Raw genomic sequence first — 18,911 nt, 5'->3', positions numbered from 1 at the left:
CCAGTGGGAGCGCACGTGAAGCTCGCGATCGTCGGCGGCGGCCCCGCCGGCCTCTACCTCTCGATCCTGCTGAAGCGGCAGGACCCGTCCCATGACATCACCGTGTACGAGCGGAACCCCGAGGGCTCCACGTACGGCTGGGGCGTCACCTACTGGGCCGGGCTCCTCGACAAGCTGCGCGCCGGCGACCCCGAGTCCGCCACGGCCGTCGCCGAGGCCTCCGTCACCTGGACCGACGGCGTCGCGATCGTCCGCGACGAGCGGACCGTCCATCGCGGCGACGCCGGCTTCGGCATCGGGCGGCGGCGGATGCTCGCGCTCCTCGCCGACCGGGCCGAGGAGCTCGGCGTACGGGTCGCGTTCGAGCACGACGTGACCGGCCGGGACGCGCCCGAACTCGCCGACGCGGACCTGGTCGTGGCCGCCGACGGCGTCAACAGCGTGCTGCGCGAGGCCCACGCGGACCGCTTCGGCAGCGAGGTCACCGCCGGCCGCAACCAGTACATCTGGCTCGGCACCACCAAGGTCTTCGACTCCTTCAGCTTCGCCTTCAAGGAGACCGAGCACGGCTGGATCTGGTGCTACGCCTACGGGTTCAGCGGCGAGCGCTCCACCTGTGTCGTCGAGTGCTCCCCGGAGACCTGGACCGGCCTCGGCCTCGACACGAGCAGTGAGACCGACAGCCTCCGCCTCCTGGAGAAGCTCTTCCACGACCTCCTCGACGGCCACGAGCTGATCGGACGCGCGCAGGCCGACGGCGCCGCCCAGTGGCTCACCTTCCGCACGCTCACCACCCGGGTCTGGCACCACGGCAACCTCGTCCTCCTCGGCGACGCCGCCCACACCACGCACTACTCGATCGGCGCGGGCACCACCCTGGCCCTGGAGGACGCGCTCGCCCTCGCGGACGCCCTGCGCGCCCCCGAGGCGCTCCGCACGCCCGCCGGCCTCGACGCCGCCCTCACCTCGTACGGCAAGCGCCGCCGCGCCGAACTCGTCTCGGCCCAGAGCTCGGCCCGCTACAGCGCCCAGTGGTACGAGAACCTCCCCCGCTACATGCGCCTGGAGCCGGCCACGATGTTCGCGCTCCTCGGCCAGCGCCACTCGCCGCTGCTCCCGCACATCCCGCCGCAGCTCTACTACCGGATCGACCGGGCCGCCGAACAGCTGGAACCACTGCGCCGTCTCAAGCGCTGGCTGGGCCCCCGCGTCGCCCGAGCGGTCCACGGCCGCCGCTGAGCCCTCTCCGGCGCGCCCGCCTCACACGTCCCGGCGGTGGACCTCGCGCGGCGCCTCACACGTCCCGGCGGTGGACCGCGACCATGGCCACCGCCAAGGCGCACGTCGCGCGCCTCCTCGGCAAGCTGGACGCCCGCGACCGGGTGCAGCTCGTGGTCCTCGCGTACGAGGCGGGCCTGGTGCCGTGACACCATCGGTCCCGTGCTCGACATCGGCTACTCCCTCTCCCGTCGCTTCCCCGACCCGCCGCAGACCGACTACCGCCGCGCGGACGTCCACGCCCTGCGCCACGACCTCTTCTGCGGCGACGTCTACCTCGCCGACACCGAGGCGGACCGCGAGGTGTCCACGGCCTGGGGATGGGTGCCGGTCCTCGACTTCGCCTGGGCCCTGTGCGACATCGTCGAGCAGCTCGACCAGGACCCGCGCGGCAGCCGCGCCGCGCAGCCGCAGTACGCGGAGCTCGACTTCACCGAGTCCTCGGACCGGATGCTCTTCGAGCGCCGCTTCGGCTGGGTCGACGTCGAGGCCGACTGGATGCCGGGCGACGAACCGCCGGTCACCTTCAACCACGCCGCACTGCGCCGCGAGTCCCGCGACTTCCTGCACGACCTGATCGCCGACCTCACCGACATGCACGAGGGCCTCGGCGACAACCCGGCGATCTGGTCCCTCCAGGCCCGCTTCCCCCGCCTTCCCTAGGGCCTATCCGACGCCAATTGTCAGACAGGCCCTAGGGGCGTCTTGCCGACGAGCCCGGCCTGATCGGCAAGACACCCCCCCCTGGCGACGGCCCCGCCTCACTCCTCCACCCGCACCCCCAGCCTGGCCGCGAGCACCGGCGCCAGGTCGAGGAGCTGCGCCGTCGAGATCACCGCACCCCCCAGCGACTCCACCCCCCGCGCGATCTCCAGCCGCTGCACGCCCCGCAGGTCCACGTCCTTCAGCCGCGCCCCCGAGAAGTCCGCCCCGGTCAGCACGCAGTCCACGAACTCGACCCGGTCGAGCACCGCGCCCCCGAAGTCCGGCTCGCTCAGCACGCACCCCTCGAAGACGACGTCCTTCAGCTTCGCCGCCCGCAGGTTCAGGTAGTCGCTCTTCCCGCCCCGCACCACGACTCTCTCCAGCACCGCTCCGTGCAGCTGCGCCCCGCCGAGCCGCGCGTCCACGAGCTCCACGTCCCGCAGCTGCGCCCCGGCCAGGTCCGTGCCCACACCCCGTACCCCGGTCAGCACCGAGTCGAGGAACCGCGCCCCCGTGAGCCGCGCCTCGTCGAGCCCGCACTCCCGCAGCGCGCAGTCCAGGAACCGCGCGCCCGCCCCCGACTGACCCGTCAGGTCGAGCCCGGTCAGTTCGAGCCCGTCGTAGTCACCGTCCGGCTCGATCCCGCCCTCATACGCCACCAGGGGAGGCAGCCGCACCTCCGGCCGCCGCGCCCCCGCCACCTTGTTCTTCCTCTTCGCCACCATGCCCCCATGGTGATCCACGCCACTGACAACACCCCCGCCCCGATGTCACAAACACGCCCCCGCCGTCCGTCCCCCCTCCGAGACCGGGAACGGAACGGGACACGAGGGAGACGGACATGCGCAAGCTCACGATCATCGGCGGCGGCTTCGCGGGGCTCACCGCGGCGATCACCGCCGCCGAGGCCGGCGCCAAGGTGACCGTGCACGAGGCCCACCGGACGCCCGGTGGCCGGGCCCGTACCGCCGAAGGCCCGTACGGCACCAACGAAGGCCCGCACGCCCTCTACAGCGGCGGCCCCCACTGGACCTGGCTCAAGCAGCGCGGCCTCCTCGGCCCGCTCGCCCCGCTGCCGCCCGCCGAGGCCCTCCGCCTCCGCTTCCACCGCGCCGGCGCCCTGCGCCGCACCCCGCCGCTCGGCCTGCTGCGCCAGACCCTCCGCGGCGCCACGCAGGCCCCCGTCGACCTCGACTTCCGCACCTGGGTCACCGGCCTCGCCGGCGAGCGGACCGCCCGTGAGGCCGCCGCCTACAGCGCGGTCGCCCTCTTCCACCACGACCCCGGCTCGCTCTCGGCCCGCTTCGTGCAGGAGCGCCTGCACCGGGCCGGCTCGCTGCCGCCCGAGGCCCACTACATCCGGGGCGGCTGGGGTCAGCTGATCGAGCGGATGGTCGCGCGCGCCTGGGAGATGGGCGTACGGATCGAGACCTCGTCCCGCGTCGACAGACTGCCGCTCGGCGAGGGACCGGTGGTCGTCGCCACCGCCCTGCCCGCCGCCGCCCGGCTCCTCGGCGACCCGTCACTGACCTGGGAAAGCGGCCGTACGGTCCTGCTCGACCTGGCGCTGCGGACCCGGAAGGGCGACCCGTTCGCCGTCTCGGACCTGGACGCGCCCGGCTGGATCGAGCGGTTCACGGCGCAGGACCCCTCGCTCGCCCCCGCCGGACAGCAGCTGGTCCAGGCCCAGCTGCCCATCGGCCCCGGCGAGTCCAAGGCGGACGGCGTCGCCCACGCGGAACGGCTCCTCGACCGCGGCTTCCCCGGCTGGCGCGAGCGGACGGTGTGGCGGCGGGAGTCCGTCTCCCAAGGCCGTACGGGAGCGGTGGACCGGCCCGGCACGACCTGGCGCGACCGGCCGGCGGTCGACCGGGGCGACGGCGTGTACCTGGTGGGCGACCAGGTGGCGGCGCCCGGAGTGCTGTCGGAGGTGTCGTTCACGAGCGCGATAGAGGCGGTGTCACTGGCCGTCCGCGCGGAGCGGCTTGACCTCAAGCACGCTTGAGGGCGGAGGCTCTGTCACGGAAGAAGCCACCCGTACGACGACAGGGGAACCGTCATGCACGCCGTCCGCCTCCACGCCTTCGGCCCGGCCGAGAACCTCACCTACGAGGAGACGGCCGACCCCGTACCGGCCCCCGGCCAGGTCCGCGTCCGCGTCGCGGCCGCCGGCGTGCACCTCCTCGACACCGCGCTCCGCCAGGGGATGACGGGCCCCTTCCCCGCCCCCGCCGCACTCCCCACGATCCCCGGCCGCGAGGTCGCCGGCACCGTCGACGCCCTCGGCGAGGGCACCGACCCGTCCTGGCTCGGCACGAGGGTCGTCGCCCACCTCGGCATGGTCCCCGGAGGGTACGCGGAGCTCGCCGTCACCGACGCGGACCGTCTGCACGCCCTGCCCGACCACCTCGGCGAGGCGGAGGCCGTCGCCATGATCGGCACCGGCCGCACGACCCTGGGCATCCTGCTGTTCACCGAACTCGGCCCCGGCTCGGTCGCGATCGTCCCGGCCGCCGCGGGCGGCATCGGCACCCTGCTCGTCCAGTACGCGAAGAACGCCGGCGCGACCGTCGTCGGCCTGGCCGGCGGCCCCGCGAAGGTCGCCCTCGTCGAGGACAACGGCGCCGACCTGGCCGTCGACTACAAGGAACCGGACTGGCCGGAGAAGGTCCGCGCGTACCTCGGCGGGCGCACCGCGACCGTCGTCTTCGACTCGGTCGGCGGCGACACCGGCCGCGCCGCCGTCGACCTGCTCGGCGAGGGCGGACAGCACCTCGTGTTCGGCTGGTCGGGCGCGGGCCTCCACGACGGCGAGCCGCTGACGTACACCGCGGAGGAACTCGCGGCCCGGGGCATCACCTCGGAGTCCGTCCTCGGCCCCGTCATGATCCGGAAGGCGGGCGGCGACATCCGCACCCTCGAACTCGCCGCCCTCGCCGCCGCGGCCGACCGCACGCTGCGCCCGGCCGTCCACCGCTTCCCCCTGGCGGACGCGGCGAAGGCCCACCGCGCCCTGGAGATCCGGGGCACGACGGGCAAGGTGGTCCTGATCCCGTAGACGTCGCGGGGGGGCAAGGTGGTCCTGATCCCGCAGACGTCGCGGGGACAAGGCGGTCCTGATCCCGCAGACGTCGCGGGGACAAGGCGGTCCTGATCCCGCAGACCTCGCGCCGCTCAGACGCCGATGACGTCCCAGGAATGCGCCTTGAACTCCTTCTGGAAGTCGGCGTGGTCCTCCCACATCCGGGCGGCGGAGCGCAGCACGTCCCAGTTGTGCTCGAGAGCCTGGTCGACCACGGGCCGCAGCTCCGGCGCCGACTCCCGCTTCTCCACGAGCCCCTTCACCGCCGAGGCGGCCTGCACCGTGTAGCGCAGGGCGCGCAGGGCACGGGAGGTGTCGTCCATCCCGAACCCGTGGTCCTTCCCGTTCGCGGGGTCGAAGAGGGGCGTCAGGCGCGCCTCGATGAAGTCGGTGATCCGCTGAAACCGCTGCTCGATATCCATGGCCCCTTCCTACAACACTTCCGACACCACTCCCGCGCGGGCCCGGTTCCGCGGACCCGGCCACGAGGCGCCGAACACCCCCTAGAGAACTCCCGCCCCGCCGAGCTCCGCCAGCGCCCCGTCCGTGAGGCGGTAGACCGTCCACTCGTCCTGCGGGCGGGCGCCCAGGGACTCGTAGAAGTCGATCGACGGCTTGTTCCAGTTCAGGACGGACCACTCCAGGCGCTCGTAGCCGCGGTCCACGCAGATACGGGCCAGTTCACGGAGCAGGGCCTTGCCGTGGCCGCCGCCGCGCGCTTCCGGACGGACGTACAGGTCCTCCAGGTAGATGCCGTGGACCCCGCGCCAGGTCGAGAAGTTGAGGAACCAGAGCGCGAAGCCGGCCACCTCGCCGGTCTCCGTCTCCGCGATGTGCGCGAAGGCGGCGGGGTGGGCGCCGAAGAGGGCCTCGTGGAGCTGGTCCGTGGTCGTACGGACCTCGTGGAGGGCCTTCTCGTACTCCGCGAGGTCGCGGATCATGGCGAAGACGACGGGGACATCGGCGGGCGTGGCGGTACGGATCATGGGGCCAGCCTGCCTCGCTCAGGCCCTTCTGGCCAGCAGGATTCGCGCGAGCGCCACCTGTTCGGCGTCCAGCTCCGGTTCGCCGTCCTCGACGTCCCAGAGCCCGTTCTGCAGCACGCGGCCGAGCGTCCACGCCACCGCCCGCCGCCGGTCCCCGACGACCTCGGCCAGCAGGTCGAACCGCCACAGCGCCTCGCCCGGATCGGGATCGAACCGGTCCATCAGGGCCGGCAGGAGCTCGAACCCCGGGTCCCCGGCGAGGGGCTTGGGGTCGATCGCCAGCCAGGGCTCGCGTTCGGCCGCGAGGACGTTGTCCAGGTGGAGGTCCCAGTGCAGCAGCCGGTCCCCCGGCTCGCCGGCCACGTCCCGTACGGCCGCGGCGCACTCCCGCAGGACGGCCGCGTCCTCCGTACCGAGCCGGCCGGCCGCCTCCGGCACCGCCGCCGGCATCCCGGCGGCGATGTCACCGAGCGTCCGCAGCCCCGGGGGCGCGGGGACCGCCACGAGCCGGGCGAGCAGCCCCGCCACGATCCGCAGGGCCTCCCGGACGCCCGAGGTCTCCGCGACGGAGGACAACGGCCGGGCGGCGTCGAGCCACTCGAGGAGCATCGTCCCGGTCCCGGGGTCATGGTCGAGCAACCGCACGACGCCCGCCCCGTCCCACACCCGCAGACCGTCGGGCTCCCCGGCGGTCTCCTCGTCCAGGAGCTGCATCTTCAGCGCCGCACGCGTGCCGTCGGCGACCCGCCGCACGGGCAGCACCAGCGAGGCCGCGCCGTACATCGAGGGCCCGGTGACCTCCAGCCCCCACCGGCCGAGGAACTCCTCGGCCCGCCCCGGCAGCCCGGCGACGAACGCCCGCCCCGCCTCACCGTTGCACTTCGCCTGCGACCGCGCGAGTTCCTCGGGTACGTGAATCACGCACCGAGACTAGGGGTCCGGCGGCGCGCCGTCCCGTCGACGACGTACACGGTGACACCGCCCGGATCCATGACGCCCCCGAACACCCCACCCGAACAAGCCCGATGGGACCAACGCGACGGGTCCAGGGGAGGCGCTCCCGCAGCAACGAAATCCGCACCGCGACCACGCGGGATCGACCGGGAATCCGCACCCTCGAACCCAGGCAGGCGCCCGCCCGGGAGCGGCCGCCCAAAGACCCGTATCCACAGGCTCGAGGCCCCCGGTAACGTCCGGCCCACGCACCCGGAAGAGGGATACACATGAGTACGGTCAACGGCGGCATTTCGTTCTGGTACGCACAGGAGGGCGCCCCCGCGCCCCGCGAACCACTCCCCGGAGACACCACGGCGGACGTCTGCATCGTCGGCGGCGGCTACACAGGCCTGTGGACCGCCTACTACCTCAAGAAGGCCGTCCCCTTCCTCAACATCACGGTCCTCGAAGCGAAGTTCTGCGGCTACGGCGCCTCCGGACGGAACGGCGGCTGGCTCTACAACGGCATCGCGGGGCGCGCCCGCTACGCCAGGCTCCACGGCCACGAGGCGGCGGTCCGCCTGCAGCAGGCCATGAACGCCACGGTCGACGAGGTCCTGGACGTCTGCGAGACGGAGAAGATCGAGGCGGACCAGCACCGCGGAGGCGTCCTGGAAGTAGCCCTCACCCCGGCCCAACTAGCCCGCCTGAAGGACTTCCACGCCACCGAACTCACCTTCGGCGAATCGGACCGCGAACTCTACGGAGCCCGCGAGACCGCCGCCCGCGTGCGCGTGACCGGCGCGGTCGGCTCGTCGTGGACGCCGCACGGCGCCCGTCTGCACCCGGTGAAACTGGTCAAGGGCCTGGCAGCGGTCGTGGAGTCCCTCGGCGTGACGATCCACGAGTCGACCCCGGTCACGGAGATCAAGCCGAAGCACGCGATCACCCCGTACGGCACGGTCCGCGCCCCGTACGTCCTGCGATGCACGGAGGGCTTCACGGCCTCCCTCGCCGGCCAGCGCCGCACCTGGCTGCCCATGAACTCCTCCATGATCGCCACCGAGCCGCTCACGGACGCCCAGTGGGAGTCGATCGGCTGGGAGGGCCGCGAGACCCTCGGGGACATGGCGCACGCCTACATGTACGCGCAGCGCACGGCGGACGGCCGGATCGCGCTGGGCGGCCGGGGAGTCCCGTACCGCTACGGCTCGAAGACGGACAACGACGGCCGCACGCAGCCCCAGAGCATCGAGGCCCTCCGCGAGATCCTGGTCCGCTTCTTCCCCCAGCTCGCCGGCGTCCGGGTCGACCACGCCTGGTCCGGCGTCCTCGGCGTCCCGCGCGACTGGTGCGCCACGGTCACCCTGGACCGCTCGACGGGCCTGGGCTGGGCGGGCGGTTACGTCGGCTCGGGCGTCGCCACCGCCAACCTGGCGGCCCGCACCCTGCGCGACCTGATCCAGCAGGACTCGGGCCAGTCGGGCCCGACGGACCTCACGGCACTGCCCTGGGTGAACCACAAGGTCCGCAAGTGGGAACCCGAACCGCTGCGCTGGCTCGCGGTCCAGACGATGTACGCGGCGTTCCGAGGCGCGGACCGCCGCGAACTCACGGGCCACAGCGCGAAGACGGACCAGGTGGCGGTCCTCGCGGACAAGGTCACGGGCCGCCACTGACGGGGAAGGCCGGCGGGGGAGGCAACCCACGTACAGAAGTCAGGGCTTGAGGAGGGCGGCTGCCTCGCGGGCGGCGTCGACGGCTCCGGCACGGGCGGCCGCCCGGTCGTCGTCGCTGCGCGCGTAGGCCAGGTAGATCATCACGTTGCTGCGGCGGAAGACGACCTGAGCGGTGATGTTCTTGCCGGGTACGGGCGGGCTGAAACGGAGAAAGGCTTCGTCGCCGAGGCCGAGCAGGTCCTCCTGGGTGCCCTTCTCCCAGCCCAGTTCACCGTCGGCGCGCTGCTCGCGCATGTCCTCTTCGGCAAGTTCGACGTTGAGGCGGCTGGCGAAGAGATGGACGTTGGCCCGGTACTTCCCCTTCTCGCGCGGGGCGGACCAGGTACAGGACGCCACGTCCTCGCGTCCGCCGTACGACTCGGGCACGAGACGGTGGATCGTCTCGGGGGTGACGAGACTGCAGAACGGCTTCGGGTCGGCCGCGAACTCGCCCTCCTGCTTGCCGTCCCACCACCGCCACGTCCAGAAGGCGGCCAGGGTGACGACGATCAGCGCGATCGCGGCGGCGAAGGCGAGACGCGAGGTCGCGGCGGGCTGGGCCGGCACGACGGGCTCGGAGGGTATGGTCACCGCCGCAGCATAGGGGCCCCACCCCCGTGCGGATCCGGCATTCCACAGCGCCGTACTCCCCTACCTTTCAGCGGAGTTCGACCACAAGCCAGACGCCGCCGTCGATCTCCTTCAGTACCCGCTGGGACAGGGCCTCGACCTGCGCGGCATGGAGTCGGGTCAGTGAAACCAGACGACGAGACGCACGTTCTCCGCGCCGTGGACTTCGCCGAGGATGCGCATGACGCTCCAGACCGGACCCCAGCCGGTGTCGGGCCCTGCGGCTGATGCGCGGCTTCGTGTGCCGGAGTCGTCCGTCTCCTGCCAGTCCGTAGCGGACAGCTCGGCCCAGGTCAGCCATGTCGTCCCGTGTACGTAGCGGGGGCCGCCGTAGTCGGCGTACTCACGACACAACCCTTCCGACGCGTCATCCGGGAAGCCGCGGTCCTCAGCAAGCGGGCGGAAGCCGAAGTAGTTTCGGACTCCGAAGAGGCAGGCCAAGCCGTCGTAGGCGTTGCCCCTGTTCAGCAGGAAGAGGTCGATGCCCGCTTCCCAGACTGTGTCCTCATCGTCCGGACCCCACAGCCGGGCCCCTGGCCGGCACTCGATCATTCCACTGACATCGGTCGACATGACGCGATCCTGCCCGCCAGGCCCGGGAGCCGGCATCCGCATTTCACTCCGTGCGCCCGCGCCCGCCCTCGCCTGGACTCGACCGACCGCCCGCGTCGATGGCACCCGTAGATGTCGAAGACCCCCAACCATGATCGGTCGGGGGTCTTCGCCCAAGAGCCCCCTGTCGGGTTCGAACCGACGACCCCGCTTTACAAGAGAGGGATGGCGATCACTGGCCTGACCTGCAAGCTCCTGGCTTGGGCGCCGCACGGAGCATGCACCGCCGTTGCTCCCGATTCCCCGTGGCTCCCCGCCACTTCTGGCACGGAAGTGGCACGGCTGCCGCCGCCTTCTGATCCGTAGCTCTAGCCGGATCGGTCAGTTACGGCCATACCGGCCGCTACCCGGTCGCTACCCGGTCGCTACCCGGTCGCTACCCGGTCACTCCAAGGCGCTCTCGGTCAAGGATGGTCGCTGCGGTTGCGGTACGCCGTTGCTGTACTTCAGCGGATTCGCTTACTCCGCCGCATAGGCGCTCGTGAAGTAGTCGAGTCCTGGATCAGGCGGCCCGCACCGCAGGATCGCGTCCACCGCTGGCCAGACCTCGACCGGTACGGAGTAGCAGTAGAGCATCCCGGGGTCATCCGCATCCGGCTTGATCACTTCCCGAAGCTGCAGAATCTGCTCGCGACTGACGGGGTACTCGGTGCGCAGGAATTCGTCTGCCTTGCTGTACCCCTCCAAAGCCCACACGACCTTGGGTTCTTCCATAGACATCCGCTGATCGTATGACATGGGAGGCGCGCCATGAGATTGGGAATCACAGATCTTTCAGCCCCGTGTAGCGCTCTGATCAGGGCCAACGGGCGCCAAAGACAACCCTAGGACTCCCCGAGGAACCCGCTGCTCTACCGCTGTTCCCCGTCCCACCTGGCACGCATCTGGCACGCCCGATGCGGTCTGGCAGGGTACGGATCAGTGGTCGCTCCCCTCGGAAATCTGTCGGGCCAGCTCGTCGACTACTTGCGGCACCATCGGGCGAGCGCCCTCCTCCTCCAGTGCGAGGACCAGGGACTGCCGGACCGTTGCGTACGGCTGCCCGGCGTGCGTCGCCCGCGTACGGTCGATGCCTCGTTCCATCTTCTTCAGGAACGCTGAGACCGTCGGCATTGCCTTGTCGTACTCGCTCGGGTCTGTGGCCACAGGTGGAGTCCACCGGACGGGCAAGCCTCCGTCAACCAAAGAGCCCTAGTTTGGAAGACCTCATACGTAGATGGTGCGTTACTTGCACAGAACTGACCTACCGGTTTCCGGTGCTGGTTCCGCAGTTCCCCGCTGCTTCCCCTCCATCACCGCTCGATCGGGCATGCAGAGGGCACGAGCACTCCTTCGTCCCGAAGCAACTCGGGTGCGAGCCCTGCCTTGGGCTGGTGTGTCTCTCACCTGCGCTGATGGTCCGCAGGCATCCTCACTCGTCCGCCGCTGTTCGTCGGCGTTGTCACGCAGTTAGATACTCACCCCTCAACGGCCCATCACAGGCAGGACCGTTGTCAGTGCCGGCGCCTATGGTTTCAAGCGCGCGGTCGGCTTCCGGGGGTTCCAGCTCTGAAGTGAATGGTTGCATCCCCGGTCTGTCTGGGGGCGGCCCGGAGACTCGTCCGGGACCTAACCGACGGTCGGGCTTCGTCGATGGCCAGGAGTGACCTGCCAGCGCCGACCGCGCACAACCCCTCCGCGTGGGCAACACCTGATCCGTAGCTCTAGCCGGATCGGTCAGCCATCCGGTCGCCACGCTTCACCCAGCCGCGTCCGTAGAGCACGCCACCTGAGAAGAGCCCCCCGGCCAGGAGACTGCGGGTGATTACATCATCCTCGATGATCAGAAAAACCAGCACCGGTACCAGGATCAAGAGGTACCAATGCGGGTGGTTCCGCCAATCGTTCTTGTTTGCCATCCCACCTCCCAGCGGCACCCTAACGTGCACCTTCGCCACAGCACCCACCCCGACTCCCATCCCGTCTGCCGTCGACCCACACACCGTGGAGCAGGCGCGGTGCCGGGCGTCCAGGTGGAGCGCGCCACTGTACGAACGACCTGGACGCCCGGTGCCGTGTCTGCTCGGCTCTGCCTGGGTCGACGGCAGACGGGATGGGAGTCCCCACCGCCACACCCCACCGGCCGGCACCCGCTCACGGAGCCCCCGCCATCCTGGAGCCTGAGCGCCCCCGCCGGAGGCTTGTCTTGGCCCGAGCGCTTTGGCCGTCTCTGGGTCGTCACCCATCAACCCGAGCTGTCAGGCGTGCGGACGGCGGCAGGGCTGGAGCGGGGCGCAGACAGGAGCGCAGGCCCGGGCGACGGGCCGCGCGCGCCGCGCCGTGCGCGGCGGGTGCCTTGATGAGGTGGAGAAACCTGTAACAGCTCCCCCTGTGAGGGCGGTCTTGCCGACGTAGCCGCCAACTGCTGGCATGTAACTCGGGGCGGCTGCATGGGGGGACTGATGGGCGATCTAACGGTGAGTCCGTGGAAGCGGCATGGCAAGGATCGGCTCTATGTGAACCTGCCGAACGGGGACGCCGTCGCATGGGCAGACCGGGCGACCAAGGTCGTGACGATCAAGAATCAGAAGTATCAGGATGAGGCCTTAGCCCTCCTCAGCAGACATCTCGGTGAAGGCGTGATCGTCGGTTCCACGCGCGCCGGTGCTGCTGCACCGGTTCCTGCGCCTCGCGCTCAACAACCAACACCATCGGCTCGGAGACGTCCTTCACGGCCGGCATCCCTCCCGCCTCTCTCGCCCATTGAAGACCTGGCAGACAGCCGCCCTGGCGCTGGGATTCTCCGCCGGATGGCTGAGCAAGGACCTTCAACCGCCGAACGCTGGGTGGCCAAGCTGCTACGCCGGTCATCCGATTGGGACAGCTGGTACACCGGGCTTGAGGGGGAGCGGCGGGTCGGCCGAGAGCTGAAGCGTCTAGCCCCACTTGGCTGGCGGACCATCCACGGCATTCAGAAGAGCAATGGCGGCGACATCGATCACCTGTTGATTGGTCCGGGCGGCGTGTTCAGCATCAACACCAAGACCCACCGGGGTGCTTCGGTCTGGGTCGGCGACACGATGGCCAAGGTCAACAGCGGCAAGCCGCACCCCTATGCAGCCGCGAGCAAGGCTGAGGCCGAGTACGTGCGAGGGGTGTTGGGGCGGTACTGCGATTCCGACGTGCCCGTGGAGCCCGTCTTGGTGTTCGTCGGCGTTGAGCGCTTACAGCGCGCGGCAACCCAGTACAGCGTCCGCGTCTATCAGGAGCGTGAGGTTGCAGCTCTCGGCCCTCTCGCTGGCAAGCTCACGCCTGAGCAAGTGGAATCCGTGTACGCAGTCGCCCGTCACCGGCGAGCCTGGCTGAGGACGTGACCTTCCTCGTCCCGGAGGAGGCGGCTCGTGAAGCCCCCTTGGCAGAGGCGCTCATACGCATCTGCCACATCGCTAGGCACCTGTTGGCTGATCATGAAGCCTTGGTCCGGCTAGATCAGTAGTCGTTGGAGAGCACCTACGAGCATGTCGATGACCAACCCGTGCCGGATCAAGGGCGCCGACCGCTACGACGTGCCCGAGCGGCCCGTCCTCACCGTGGCCGAGGTGTACGCCGTGGCCGACGCCATCCAGCCGCACCACCGCGCGCTCGTCCTCCTCGCCGCCTTCACCACGCTCCGCTTCGGCGAGCTGGCCTCACTCCGCCGCCGGGACCTCGACCTGACCCGCTCCGTGGTCATGGTCCGTCGCGCACAGGCCGAGCTTCAGAACGGCACCCTGGCCGACAAGACTCCGAAGTCCGCCGCCGGTGTCCGGCCCGTCGCCTTCCCTGCCGAACTCGTCCCCGAGCTCGTTCACCACCTGGAGCGCTTCACCGGGGCCGGGCAGGATGGCCATCTGTTTCAGGGTCCCCGCGGCGGACTCCTCCGACGGAGCAACTTCCGGGACGACTGGACCGCCGCCCGCGCCAAGGCCGGCATCTCCGGGGACGTGCACTTCCACGATCTCCGCCACACCGGGAACACCCTCGCCTCCAGCGCCGGAGCCAGCACGCGCGAGCTCATGACGCGGATGGGGCACAGCACAACCCGAGCCGCGCTGATCTACCAGCACATGACGAGCGACCGTGATCAGCACATCGCCGGGAAGCTCGGCGAGATGATCCGCCAGGCCCGCCAAGACCACAAGGAAGGGCCTTCTGGCACGTAGGTGGCACGGCCGTGATCATGCGAAAGGGCCAGCGCGGGGGAAACATGCCCCTGCGCTGGCCCTTTGCGTTGAGCCCCCTGTCGGGTTCGAACCGACGACCCCCGCTTTACAAGAGCGGTGCTCTGGCCAGCTGAGCTAAGGAGGCAGCGAGTGCAGTGTAACCAACCGCGCCCCGCGACCGGTGGGAAATCTCGCGGGCTTCGAACTGCTGACAGATCGGGCATCGGCAGGTAGCGTCACTTGCGGTTCACCTAGGTGGACTAGACCTCAATCCTTCCTTTACTCGGATCGTCCGGCACGTTCCTGCCGGTGAAGGGACACATCACCATGGCTTCCGTCACTTTCGACAAGGCGACCCGGATCTACCCCGGCGCCACCAAGCCCTCCGTCGACCAGCTCGACATCGAGATCGCCGACGGCGAGTTCCTCGTCCTCGTCGGACCCTCCGGCTGTGGCAAGTCGACCTCGCTCCGCATGCTCGCGGGGCTCGAGGACGTCAACGCCGGCTCCATCCGCATCGGGGACCGCGACGTCACGCACCTGCCGCCGAAGGACCGGGACATCGCGATGGTGTTCCAGAACTACGCGCTGTACCCGCACATGACCGTCGCCGACAACATGGGCTTCGCGCTCAAGATCGCCGGCGTCAACAAGGCCGAGATCCGCGCCAAGGTCGAAGAGGCCGCGAAGATCCTCGACCTCACCGCGTACCTGGACCGGAAGCCGAAGGCGCTCTCCGGCGGTCAGCGTCAGCGTGTCGCCATGGGTCGCGCCATCGTGCGTGAGCCGCAGGTCTTCCTCATGGACGAGCCGCTGTCGAACCTCGACGCGAAGCTGCGTGTGTCGACCCGTACGCAGATCGCCGGCCTCCAGCGCCGCCTCGGCATCACCACGGTCTACGTCACCCACGACCAGACCGAGGCGCTCACCATGGGCGACCGCGTCGCCGTGCTGAAGGACGGTCTGCTCCAGCAGGTCGACTCCCCGCGCAACATGTACGACCGCCCCGCCAACCTCTTCGTCGCCGGCTTCATCGGCTCCCCCGCCATGAACCTGATCGAGGTCCCGATCACCGACGGCGGCGTGAAGTTCGGCAACAGCATCGTCCCCGTCTCCCGCGACGCCATCGCCACCGCGTCCGCGAACGGCGACACCACCGTCGTGGTCGGCGTCCGCCCCGAGCACTTCGACGTCGCGGGCCCCGAGAGCGACCAGGGCCTGGCCGTGACGGTCAACGTCGTCGAGGAGCTCGGCTCCGACGGCTTCATCTACGGCTCCACCCGCGTCGGCGGCGAGGACAAGGACCTGGTGGTCCGCGTCGGCGGCCGTGACGTCCCCGCCAAGGGCACCACGCTGCACGTCGTCCCGCGCGCCGACGAGCTGCACGTCTTCTCGAAGTCCACGGAGCAGCGCATCAGCGACTGACACCGACGGCGTTTCCGACGTCTGCAGGACGGCCCCGCATCCTTCCCGGATGCGGGGCCGTTCGTCCATGTGGCGTCACGGCTCGGGTTTACGGTGGAAAAACCCCGGCAGATCACGGCAGAACCCGGCATTCGGGGCCCGCCCTCGACCTCCGCGTCAACACGGAATTCGAAAAGCCGCCTCGAACCATCCCCCGCGAGAGTGACTAAATGTCGCCATATCACTACCGGCCGCTACGCTCGCCTGCGTGACCCACACTGCCCGCCGAATCGGCCGCTCTCTCGCCCTCGTCCTGCCCGTCGTCCTGGTGCTCTCGGGAACGCTCGCGGTGTCCGCCGTTCCGTGGGCCGGCCAGGACTCCGCCACCCAGCTGACGGCCTCCTCCGCCGAGGTCTCCGTCCGCGCCAAGTCCCGCGCCCCGCAGGACGTCCTCCGCGACCAGCTCCTCGCGGAGCTCCAGGAGAAGGACCCCGGCACCGCCCTCACGCACCTCCAGCGCGAGGTCGAGAACCGGCCGTCGCTCGCCAAGCACTGCATCTCCATCGCCCGCGCCCTCGGCCGCGCCGCCGTCGAGCACTACGGTCCCTCCCGCGCCCAGTCCTTCTCCCGCCCGGTCTGCGACACCGCGTACGCGACCGGCGTCATGCGCGCGAGCTGAGCCGCGAGCTGAGCACCGTCGCGTATCCGGCGGTCGGGCGTGCGGGGCGCCTATCGTTCCCCGTATGCACACCACTCCGACGCAGGCCGTGGTCCTGGCGGGCGGCCAGGGCTCGCGGCTGCGCCCCTACACCGACGACCGCCCCAAGCCGATGGTCGAGATCCCCGGAACCGGGACCCCGATCATCGGCCATCAGCTTTCCTGGCTCGCGGCCGAGGGCGTGACCGACGCCGTCGTCTCCTGCGGCCACCTCGCCGAAGTACTCCAGGAGTGGCTGGAAACCGCCGACCTCCCTCTCAAGGTGACGACGGTCGTCGAGTCCGAGCCCCTGGGCCGCGGTGGCGGCCTCAAGTACGCCGCCGCGCATCTGCCCGCGCCGGACCAGCCCTGGTACGCGACCAACGGCGACATCTGGACCCGCTTCTCGCTGCGCGAGATGGCCGCGTTCCACACCGAGCGGGACGCCGTCGCCACGCTGGCCCTCGCCCGCCCCCGTATCCCCTGGGGCGCCGTCGAGACCGACACCTTCGGGCACATCACCGACTTCGTCGAGTCCCCGCCGTCGCCGTTCCTCATCAACGCCGGCGTGTACGTCTTCTCCGCCGCCTTCACCGAGCTCCTCCCCGACCTCGGCGACCACGAGCGGACCACCTTCCCCCGGCTCGCCCGCGAGCGCCGCCTGGCCGGCTTCCCGCTGCCTCAGGGGGCGTACTGGCGGGCCATCGACACCGCCAAGGACCTCACGGAGGCCGCCAAGGAGCTCGCCGCCCAGCGCGCCTGACCGGAGGCTGTACGGGGACGCCGTACCCCCGAGGCTGTACGGGGACGCCGTGACCCCGAGGGTGTACGGGGACGCCGTGACCCCGAGGGTGTACGGGGACGCCGTGACCCCGAAGGTGTACGAGTAACCCCTGCCCCCGAAGGCGTACGGGTGCGAGTACGAGGAGGGCGGCACCGCGTCGACGCGGTGCCGCCCTCCTCGTTCGCGTACGCCCCGGGGTCAGCCCAGGAGGCCGCCGATCGGGTTCTGCGCGCCGCCCGACGTCGAGCCGCTCTCCGTGGGGGTGCTGCCGCCCGTCGAGCCCGTGGACCCGGTGGAGCCGCCGCTCGACGTGCCGCCGGTGGTCGTCGGGGTGTCGCTCGTCGTCGGCGGGGGCGCCGGCTTCGACTCCGCGGGCGGACGGCTCGTGGTCGTCGTGGCGGAGGAGCCGGTGCTGCCGTCCTCCGTGGCCGTCGGGCTCTGCTCCCGCGTACGGGTCGACTCCCGGGTCGTCTCGGTCGGCCGGGTCGCCTCCTCGGTCTCCTCGGACGCCGCGGGAGCCTCGCTGGTCGCCGTCGGCTCGGGCGCCGTGGAGGCGCTCTGCGACGGGGTGCGGCGCGGCGCCTCGCTGGTGAGCGGCCGGCCGGGGAGGTGGTTGATCGGGTCGTCGTTGGGGCCCGGGACGGTGACCATCTCGGTGGAACGGACCGCGCCGCCGAGGACGGAACCGATGAGCAGGGTGAGGCCGACGACGACCGAGGCGAGAAGGGTGCTGCGGCGCGTGACGCGGCGGCGCAGGGCCCAGAGTTCGGCGCGGGGGCCGAGGGTGCGCCAGGCCTCGCTCGCGAGGCGGCCGTCGAGCGAGTAGACGGGGGCGCCGGCGATGATCAGCGGGGACCAGGCGGCCAGGTAGATGATGTCGGCGGAGTCGTAGACCGGGACGGTCCGCCAGCTGACGGTCAGGATGAGCGCGGCCGAGAGCAGGGCGCCGACGACGGCCGCCGTCCGCTGCCAGAGGCCGAGGACGGTGAGGACTCCGACGACGACCTGGAGGAACGCGACGGTGAGCCCGGCGCCCACGGGGTGCTGGAGCGCGAAGTCGCGGAGGGGTTCGGCAAGGGCCCACGGGTGCAGCGAGTTGAGCCACTTCACCATGGAGCCGCGCTCGCCGCCGTCGAAGTAGACGGGGTCGCAGAGCTTGCCCATGCCCGCGTAGATGGAGATGAAGCCGAGGAAGACGCGGAGCGGGAGGAGGACGACGCCGAGGTTCATCCGGCGCCCGGGGTAGTAGGCGTGCCGGACGGGGTCGTGCGCGGCGCGCCGGCCCGTGCGGCCGTCGGCCGTGTCGTCCTCGTACGGCCCGGGGGCCTCGGGCCGGAGCTGGTACACGTCGTCGTACGCGCCCTCGGCGCGTCGCATCGGCGGGAGCAGCGGTCCGGCGGCTTCGGCGGGCACCATGGGGGTGGGCATGGTGTCGTCGACGCGCGGGATGGCCTGGGTGACGCCCTCGTCCAGGCCGGAGTGACCGTCGGGCCCGCCGAGTCCGCCGTGACCGACGGCCCGGTCGAGTGTGGAGACGGAGGACTCGCGTACCGCCTGGAGAAGTCCGGTCGCGCCCGGCGCGGACTTTCCGGTCCATACGACGGGGCGGCGACGCGGTGCGCCCGCCCCCGCTCCGGAGAGTGCGGCGACGCGCGGGTTCGCGGCGAACGTCGGCGCCTTGGCCGGCGCGAGACGCACACGGAAGCTGGCGTGGTTCACGATCACCTGGGCGGGATCGGAGTCCACTTTGACCATGCTCAGCGCGGGCTGATCGTCGAACCCCGGCCGGGGCGTTCTGGTGTCCACACTCATCTAACCGAGTGATCTGGGTTTAGGACACTGCTTTGACGGCTCGCAAATGTCCGAGACCCGTCAAGATCAACGCCACGGCCGGGGCC

At 70.9% G+C, this 18,911-nt stretch carries 20 protein-coding genes, 1 tRNA gene and 2 pseudogenes; 11 read left to right on the top strand and 12 right to left on the bottom strand.

The window, feature by feature from the left end:
* The first annotated feature begins 15 nt into the window (after positions 1-15).
* The 3 genes and pseudogenes from OG580_RS19740 to OG580_RS19730 all read left to right on the top strand — a co-directional run bounded on the left by OG580_RS19740 (position 16) and on the right by OG580_RS19730 (position 1,941).
* Positions 16-1,239 carry an FAD-dependent monooxygenase gene (locus tag OG580_RS19740; protein ID WP_267044988.1) on the top strand — a complete coding sequence of 408 codons (1,224 nt, stop codon included), beginning with the start codon at positions 16-18 and terminating at the stop codon, positions 1,237-1,239.
* Positions 1,240-1,319: 80 nt separating this feature from the next.
* Positions 1,320-1,427, top strand: a pseudogene (locus tag OG580_RS19735) (DNA-binding response regulator); the annotation flags it as partial.
* 13 nt (positions 1,428-1,440) lie between these two features.
* Positions 1,441-1,941, top strand: a complete 501-nt coding sequence (locus OG580_RS19730) for a hypothetical protein (RefSeq protein WP_267044987.1) — start codon at positions 1,441-1,443, stop codon at positions 1,939-1,941.
* A gap of 98 nt (positions 1,942-2,039) precedes the next feature.
* On the opposite strand, the gene OG580_RS19725 is transcribed toward OG580_RS19730, so the two are convergent.
* Positions 2,040-2,708, bottom strand: a complete 669-nt coding sequence (locus OG580_RS19725; protein WP_267044986.1) for a pentapeptide repeat-containing protein — start codon at positions 2,706-2,708, stop codon at positions 2,040-2,042.
* A 116-nt stretch (positions 2,709-2,824) separates the two neighbouring features.
* On the opposite strand from OG580_RS19725, the gene OG580_RS19720 reads away from it, so the two are divergent.
* Both OG580_RS19720 and OG580_RS19715 read left to right on the top strand, forming a co-directional pair.
* Entirely contained in the window at positions 2,825-3,988 is a 1,164-nt protein-coding gene (locus tag OG580_RS19720) for an NAD(P)-binding protein (protein ID WP_267044985.1), read from the top strand.
* A 54-nt stretch (positions 3,989-4,042) separates the two neighbouring features.
* Positions 4,043-5,041, top strand: a complete 999-nt coding sequence (locus OG580_RS19715; RefSeq protein ID WP_267044984.1) for a zinc-binding dehydrogenase — start codon at positions 4,043-4,045, stop codon at positions 5,039-5,041.
* A 116-nt stretch (positions 5,042-5,157) separates the two neighbouring features.
* Here the strand turns inward: OG580_RS19715 and OG580_RS19710 are convergent, their stop codons facing one another.
* The 3 genes from OG580_RS19710 to OG580_RS19700 form a co-directional block, all read right to left on the bottom strand.
* Positions 5,158-5,487, bottom strand: coding sequence for a hypothetical protein (locus tag OG580_RS19710; RefSeq protein ID WP_056652160.1), 330 nt, complete (start codon positions 5,485-5,487; stop codon positions 5,158-5,160).
* 81 nt (positions 5,488-5,568) lie between these two features.
* Positions 5,569-6,051: a GNAT family N-acetyltransferase gene (locus OG580_RS19705; protein ID WP_267044983.1), complete on the bottom strand. Its 483-nt coding sequence runs from the start codon at positions 6,049-6,051 to the stop codon at positions 5,569-5,571.
* 18 nt (positions 6,052-6,069) lie between these two features.
* Positions 6,070-6,972, bottom strand: a complete 903-nt coding sequence (locus OG580_RS19700) for an aminoglycoside phosphotransferase family protein (RefSeq protein WP_267044982.1) — start codon at positions 6,970-6,972, stop codon at positions 6,070-6,072.
* A 302-nt stretch (positions 6,973-7,274) separates the two neighbouring features.
* On the opposite strand from OG580_RS19700, the gene OG580_RS19695 reads away from it, so the two are divergent.
* Positions 7,275-8,666 (top strand): FAD-binding oxidoreductase, encoded by a 1,392-nt coding sequence (locus OG580_RS19695; RefSeq protein ID WP_267044981.1) that lies wholly within the window; start codon positions 7,275-7,277, stop codon positions 8,664-8,666.
* Between the two features lie 39 nt (positions 8,667-8,705).
* Here the strand turns inward: OG580_RS19695 and OG580_RS19690 are convergent, their stop codons facing one another.
* The 5 genes from OG580_RS19690 to OG580_RS19670 all read right to left on the bottom strand — a co-directional run bounded on the left by OG580_RS19690 (position 8,706) and on the right by OG580_RS19670 (position 11,845).
* Positions 8,706-9,296, bottom strand: coding sequence for a hypothetical protein (locus OG580_RS19690; protein ID WP_267044980.1), 591 nt, complete (start codon positions 9,294-9,296; stop codon positions 8,706-8,708).
* A 159-nt stretch (positions 9,297-9,455) separates the two neighbouring features.
* On the bottom strand, positions 9,456-9,908 hold the full coding sequence (locus OG580_RS19685) for a hypothetical protein (RefSeq protein ID WP_267044979.1): 453 nt from the start codon (positions 9,906-9,908) through the stop codon (positions 9,456-9,458).
* Between the two features lie 498 nt (positions 9,909-10,406).
* Positions 10,407-10,667: a hypothetical protein gene (locus OG580_RS19680; protein ID WP_267044978.1), complete on the bottom strand. Its 261-nt coding sequence runs from the start codon at positions 10,665-10,667 to the stop codon at positions 10,407-10,409.
* A gap of 198 nt (positions 10,668-10,865) precedes the next feature.
* Positions 10,866-11,060: a hypothetical protein gene (locus OG580_RS19675; protein WP_267044977.1), complete on the bottom strand. Its 195-nt coding sequence runs from the start codon at positions 11,058-11,060 to the stop codon at positions 10,866-10,868.
* Positions 11,061-11,650: 590 nt separating this feature from the next.
* Positions 11,651-11,845, bottom strand: a complete 195-nt coding sequence (locus OG580_RS19670; RefSeq protein WP_267044976.1) for a hypothetical protein — start codon at positions 11,843-11,845, stop codon at positions 11,651-11,653.
* A 543-nt stretch (positions 11,846-12,388) separates the two neighbouring features.
* Here OG580_RS19670 and OG580_RS19665 point away from each other — a divergent pair.
* Positions 12,389-13,300 (top strand): nuclease-related domain-containing protein, encoded by a 912-nt coding sequence (locus OG580_RS19665; RefSeq protein ID WP_267044975.1) that lies wholly within the window; start codon positions 12,389-12,391, stop codon positions 13,298-13,300.
* On the opposite strand, the pseudogene OG580_RS19660 reads toward OG580_RS19665, so the two are convergent.
* A pseudogene (locus OG580_RS19660) lies at positions 13,273-13,458 on the bottom strand (YdcF family protein); the annotation flags it as partial. The gene OG580_RS19665 and the pseudogene OG580_RS19660 sit on opposite strands and share 28 nt — an antisense overlap.
* Here OG580_RS19660 and OG580_RS19655 point away from each other — a divergent pair.
* Positions 13,445-14,128 carry a site-specific integrase gene (locus OG580_RS19655; RefSeq protein ID WP_323182582.1) on the top strand — a complete coding sequence of 228 codons (684 nt, stop codon included), beginning with the start codon at positions 13,445-13,447 and terminating at the stop codon, positions 14,126-14,128. The pseudogene OG580_RS19660 and the gene OG580_RS19655 sit on opposite strands and share 14 nt — an antisense overlap.
* Before the next feature lie 71 nt (positions 14,129-14,199).
* Here OG580_RS19655 and OG580_RS19650 read toward each other — a convergent pair.
* A tRNA-Thr gene (locus tag OG580_RS19650) sits at positions 14,200-14,273 on the bottom strand.
* Positions 14,274-14,455: 182 nt separating this feature from the next.
* On the opposite strand from OG580_RS19650, the gene OG580_RS19645 reads away from it, so the two are divergent.
* The 3 genes from OG580_RS19645 (at position 14,456) to OG580_RS19635 (ending at position 16,992) form a co-directional block, all read left to right on the top strand.
* Complete coding sequence (locus OG580_RS19645; RefSeq protein WP_267044973.1) at positions 14,456-15,553, top strand: ABC transporter ATP-binding protein; 1,098 nt, start codon at positions 14,456-14,458, stop codon at positions 15,551-15,553.
* A gap of 247 nt (positions 15,554-15,800) precedes the next feature.
* Positions 15,801-16,211, top strand: coding sequence for a hypothetical protein (locus OG580_RS19640; RefSeq protein WP_267044972.1), 411 nt, complete (start codon positions 15,801-15,803; stop codon positions 16,209-16,211).
* Between the two features lie 64 nt (positions 16,212-16,275).
* Positions 16,276-16,992 carry a nucleotidyltransferase family protein gene (locus tag OG580_RS19635; protein ID WP_267044971.1) on the top strand — a complete coding sequence of 239 codons (717 nt, stop codon included), beginning with the start codon at positions 16,276-16,278 and terminating at the stop codon, positions 16,990-16,992.
* 219 nt (positions 16,993-17,211) lie between these two features.
* Here the strand turns inward: OG580_RS19635 and OG580_RS19630 are convergent, their stop codons facing one another.
* Entirely contained in the window at positions 17,212-18,825 is a 1,614-nt protein-coding gene (locus OG580_RS19630; protein WP_267044970.1) for a DoxX family membrane protein, read from the bottom strand.
* Positions 18,826-18,911 lie beyond the last annotated feature (86 nt).

Origin of the sequence: Streptomyces sp. NBC_00094, assembly GCF_026343125.1 — a bacterium.
Classification (GTDB): domain Bacteria; phylum Actinomycetota; class Actinomycetes; order Streptomycetales; family Streptomycetaceae; genus Streptomyces.
Note: the sequence above shows the minus strand (reverse complement) of the source record. Positions and strands in the feature narration are given on the sequence as shown.

Excerpts from the sequence above, each read along its gene's own strand:
- OG580_RS19725 (WP_267044986.1), bottom strand. The coding sequence starts at position 2,708 with ATGGTGGCGAAGAGGAAGAACAAGGTGGCGGGGGCGCGGCGGCCGGAG.
- OG580_RS19720 (WP_267044985.1), top strand. The coding sequence starts at position 2,825 with ATGCGCAAGCTCACGATCATCGGCGGCGGCTTCGCGGGGCTCACCGCG.
- OG580_RS19715 (WP_267044984.1), top strand. The coding sequence starts at position 4,043 with ATGCACGCCGTCCGCCTCCACGCCTTCGGCCCGGCCGAGAACCTCACC.
- OG580_RS19710 (WP_056652160.1), bottom strand. The coding sequence starts at position 5,487 with ATGGATATCGAGCAGCGGTTTCAGCGGATCACCGACTTCATCGAGGCG.
- OG580_RS19705 (WP_267044983.1), bottom strand. The coding sequence starts at position 6,051 with ATGATCCGTACCGCCACGCCCGCCGATGTCCCCGTCGTCTTCGCCATG.
- OG580_RS19695 (WP_267044981.1), top strand. The coding sequence starts at position 7,275 with ATGAGTACGGTCAACGGCGGCATTTCGTTCTGGTACGCACAGGAGGGC.
- OG580_RS19685 (WP_267044979.1), bottom strand. The coding sequence starts at position 9,908 with ATGTCGACCGATGTCAGTGGAATGATCGAGTGCCGGCCAGGGGCCCGG.
- OG580_RS19680 (WP_267044978.1), bottom strand. The coding sequence starts at position 10,667 with ATGTCTATGGAAGAACCCAAGGTCGTGTGGGCTTTGGAGGGGTACAGC.
- OG580_RS19675 (WP_267044977.1), bottom strand. The coding sequence starts at position 11,060 with ATGCCGACGGTCTCAGCGTTCCTGAAGAAGATGGAACGAGGCATCGAC.
- OG580_RS19670 (WP_267044976.1), bottom strand. The coding sequence starts at position 11,845 with ATGGCAAACAAGAACGATTGGCGGAACCACCCGCATTGGTACCTCTTG.
- OG580_RS19665 (WP_267044975.1), top strand. The coding sequence starts at position 12,389 with ATGGGCGATCTAACGGTGAGTCCGTGGAAGCGGCATGGCAAGGATCGG.
- OG580_RS19655 (WP_323182582.1), top strand. The coding sequence starts at position 13,445 with ATGTCGATGACCAACCCGTGCCGGATCAAGGGCGCCGACCGCTACGAC.
- OG580_RS19645 (WP_267044973.1), top strand. The coding sequence starts at position 14,456 with ATGGCTTCCGTCACTTTCGACAAGGCGACCCGGATCTACCCCGGCGCC.
- OG580_RS19635 (WP_267044971.1), top strand. The coding sequence starts at position 16,276 with ATGCACACCACTCCGACGCAGGCCGTGGTCCTGGCGGGCGGCCAGGGC.
- OG580_RS19630 (WP_267044970.1), bottom strand. The coding sequence starts at position 18,825 with ATGAGTGTGGACACCAGAACGCCCCGGCCGGGGTTCGACGATCAGCCC.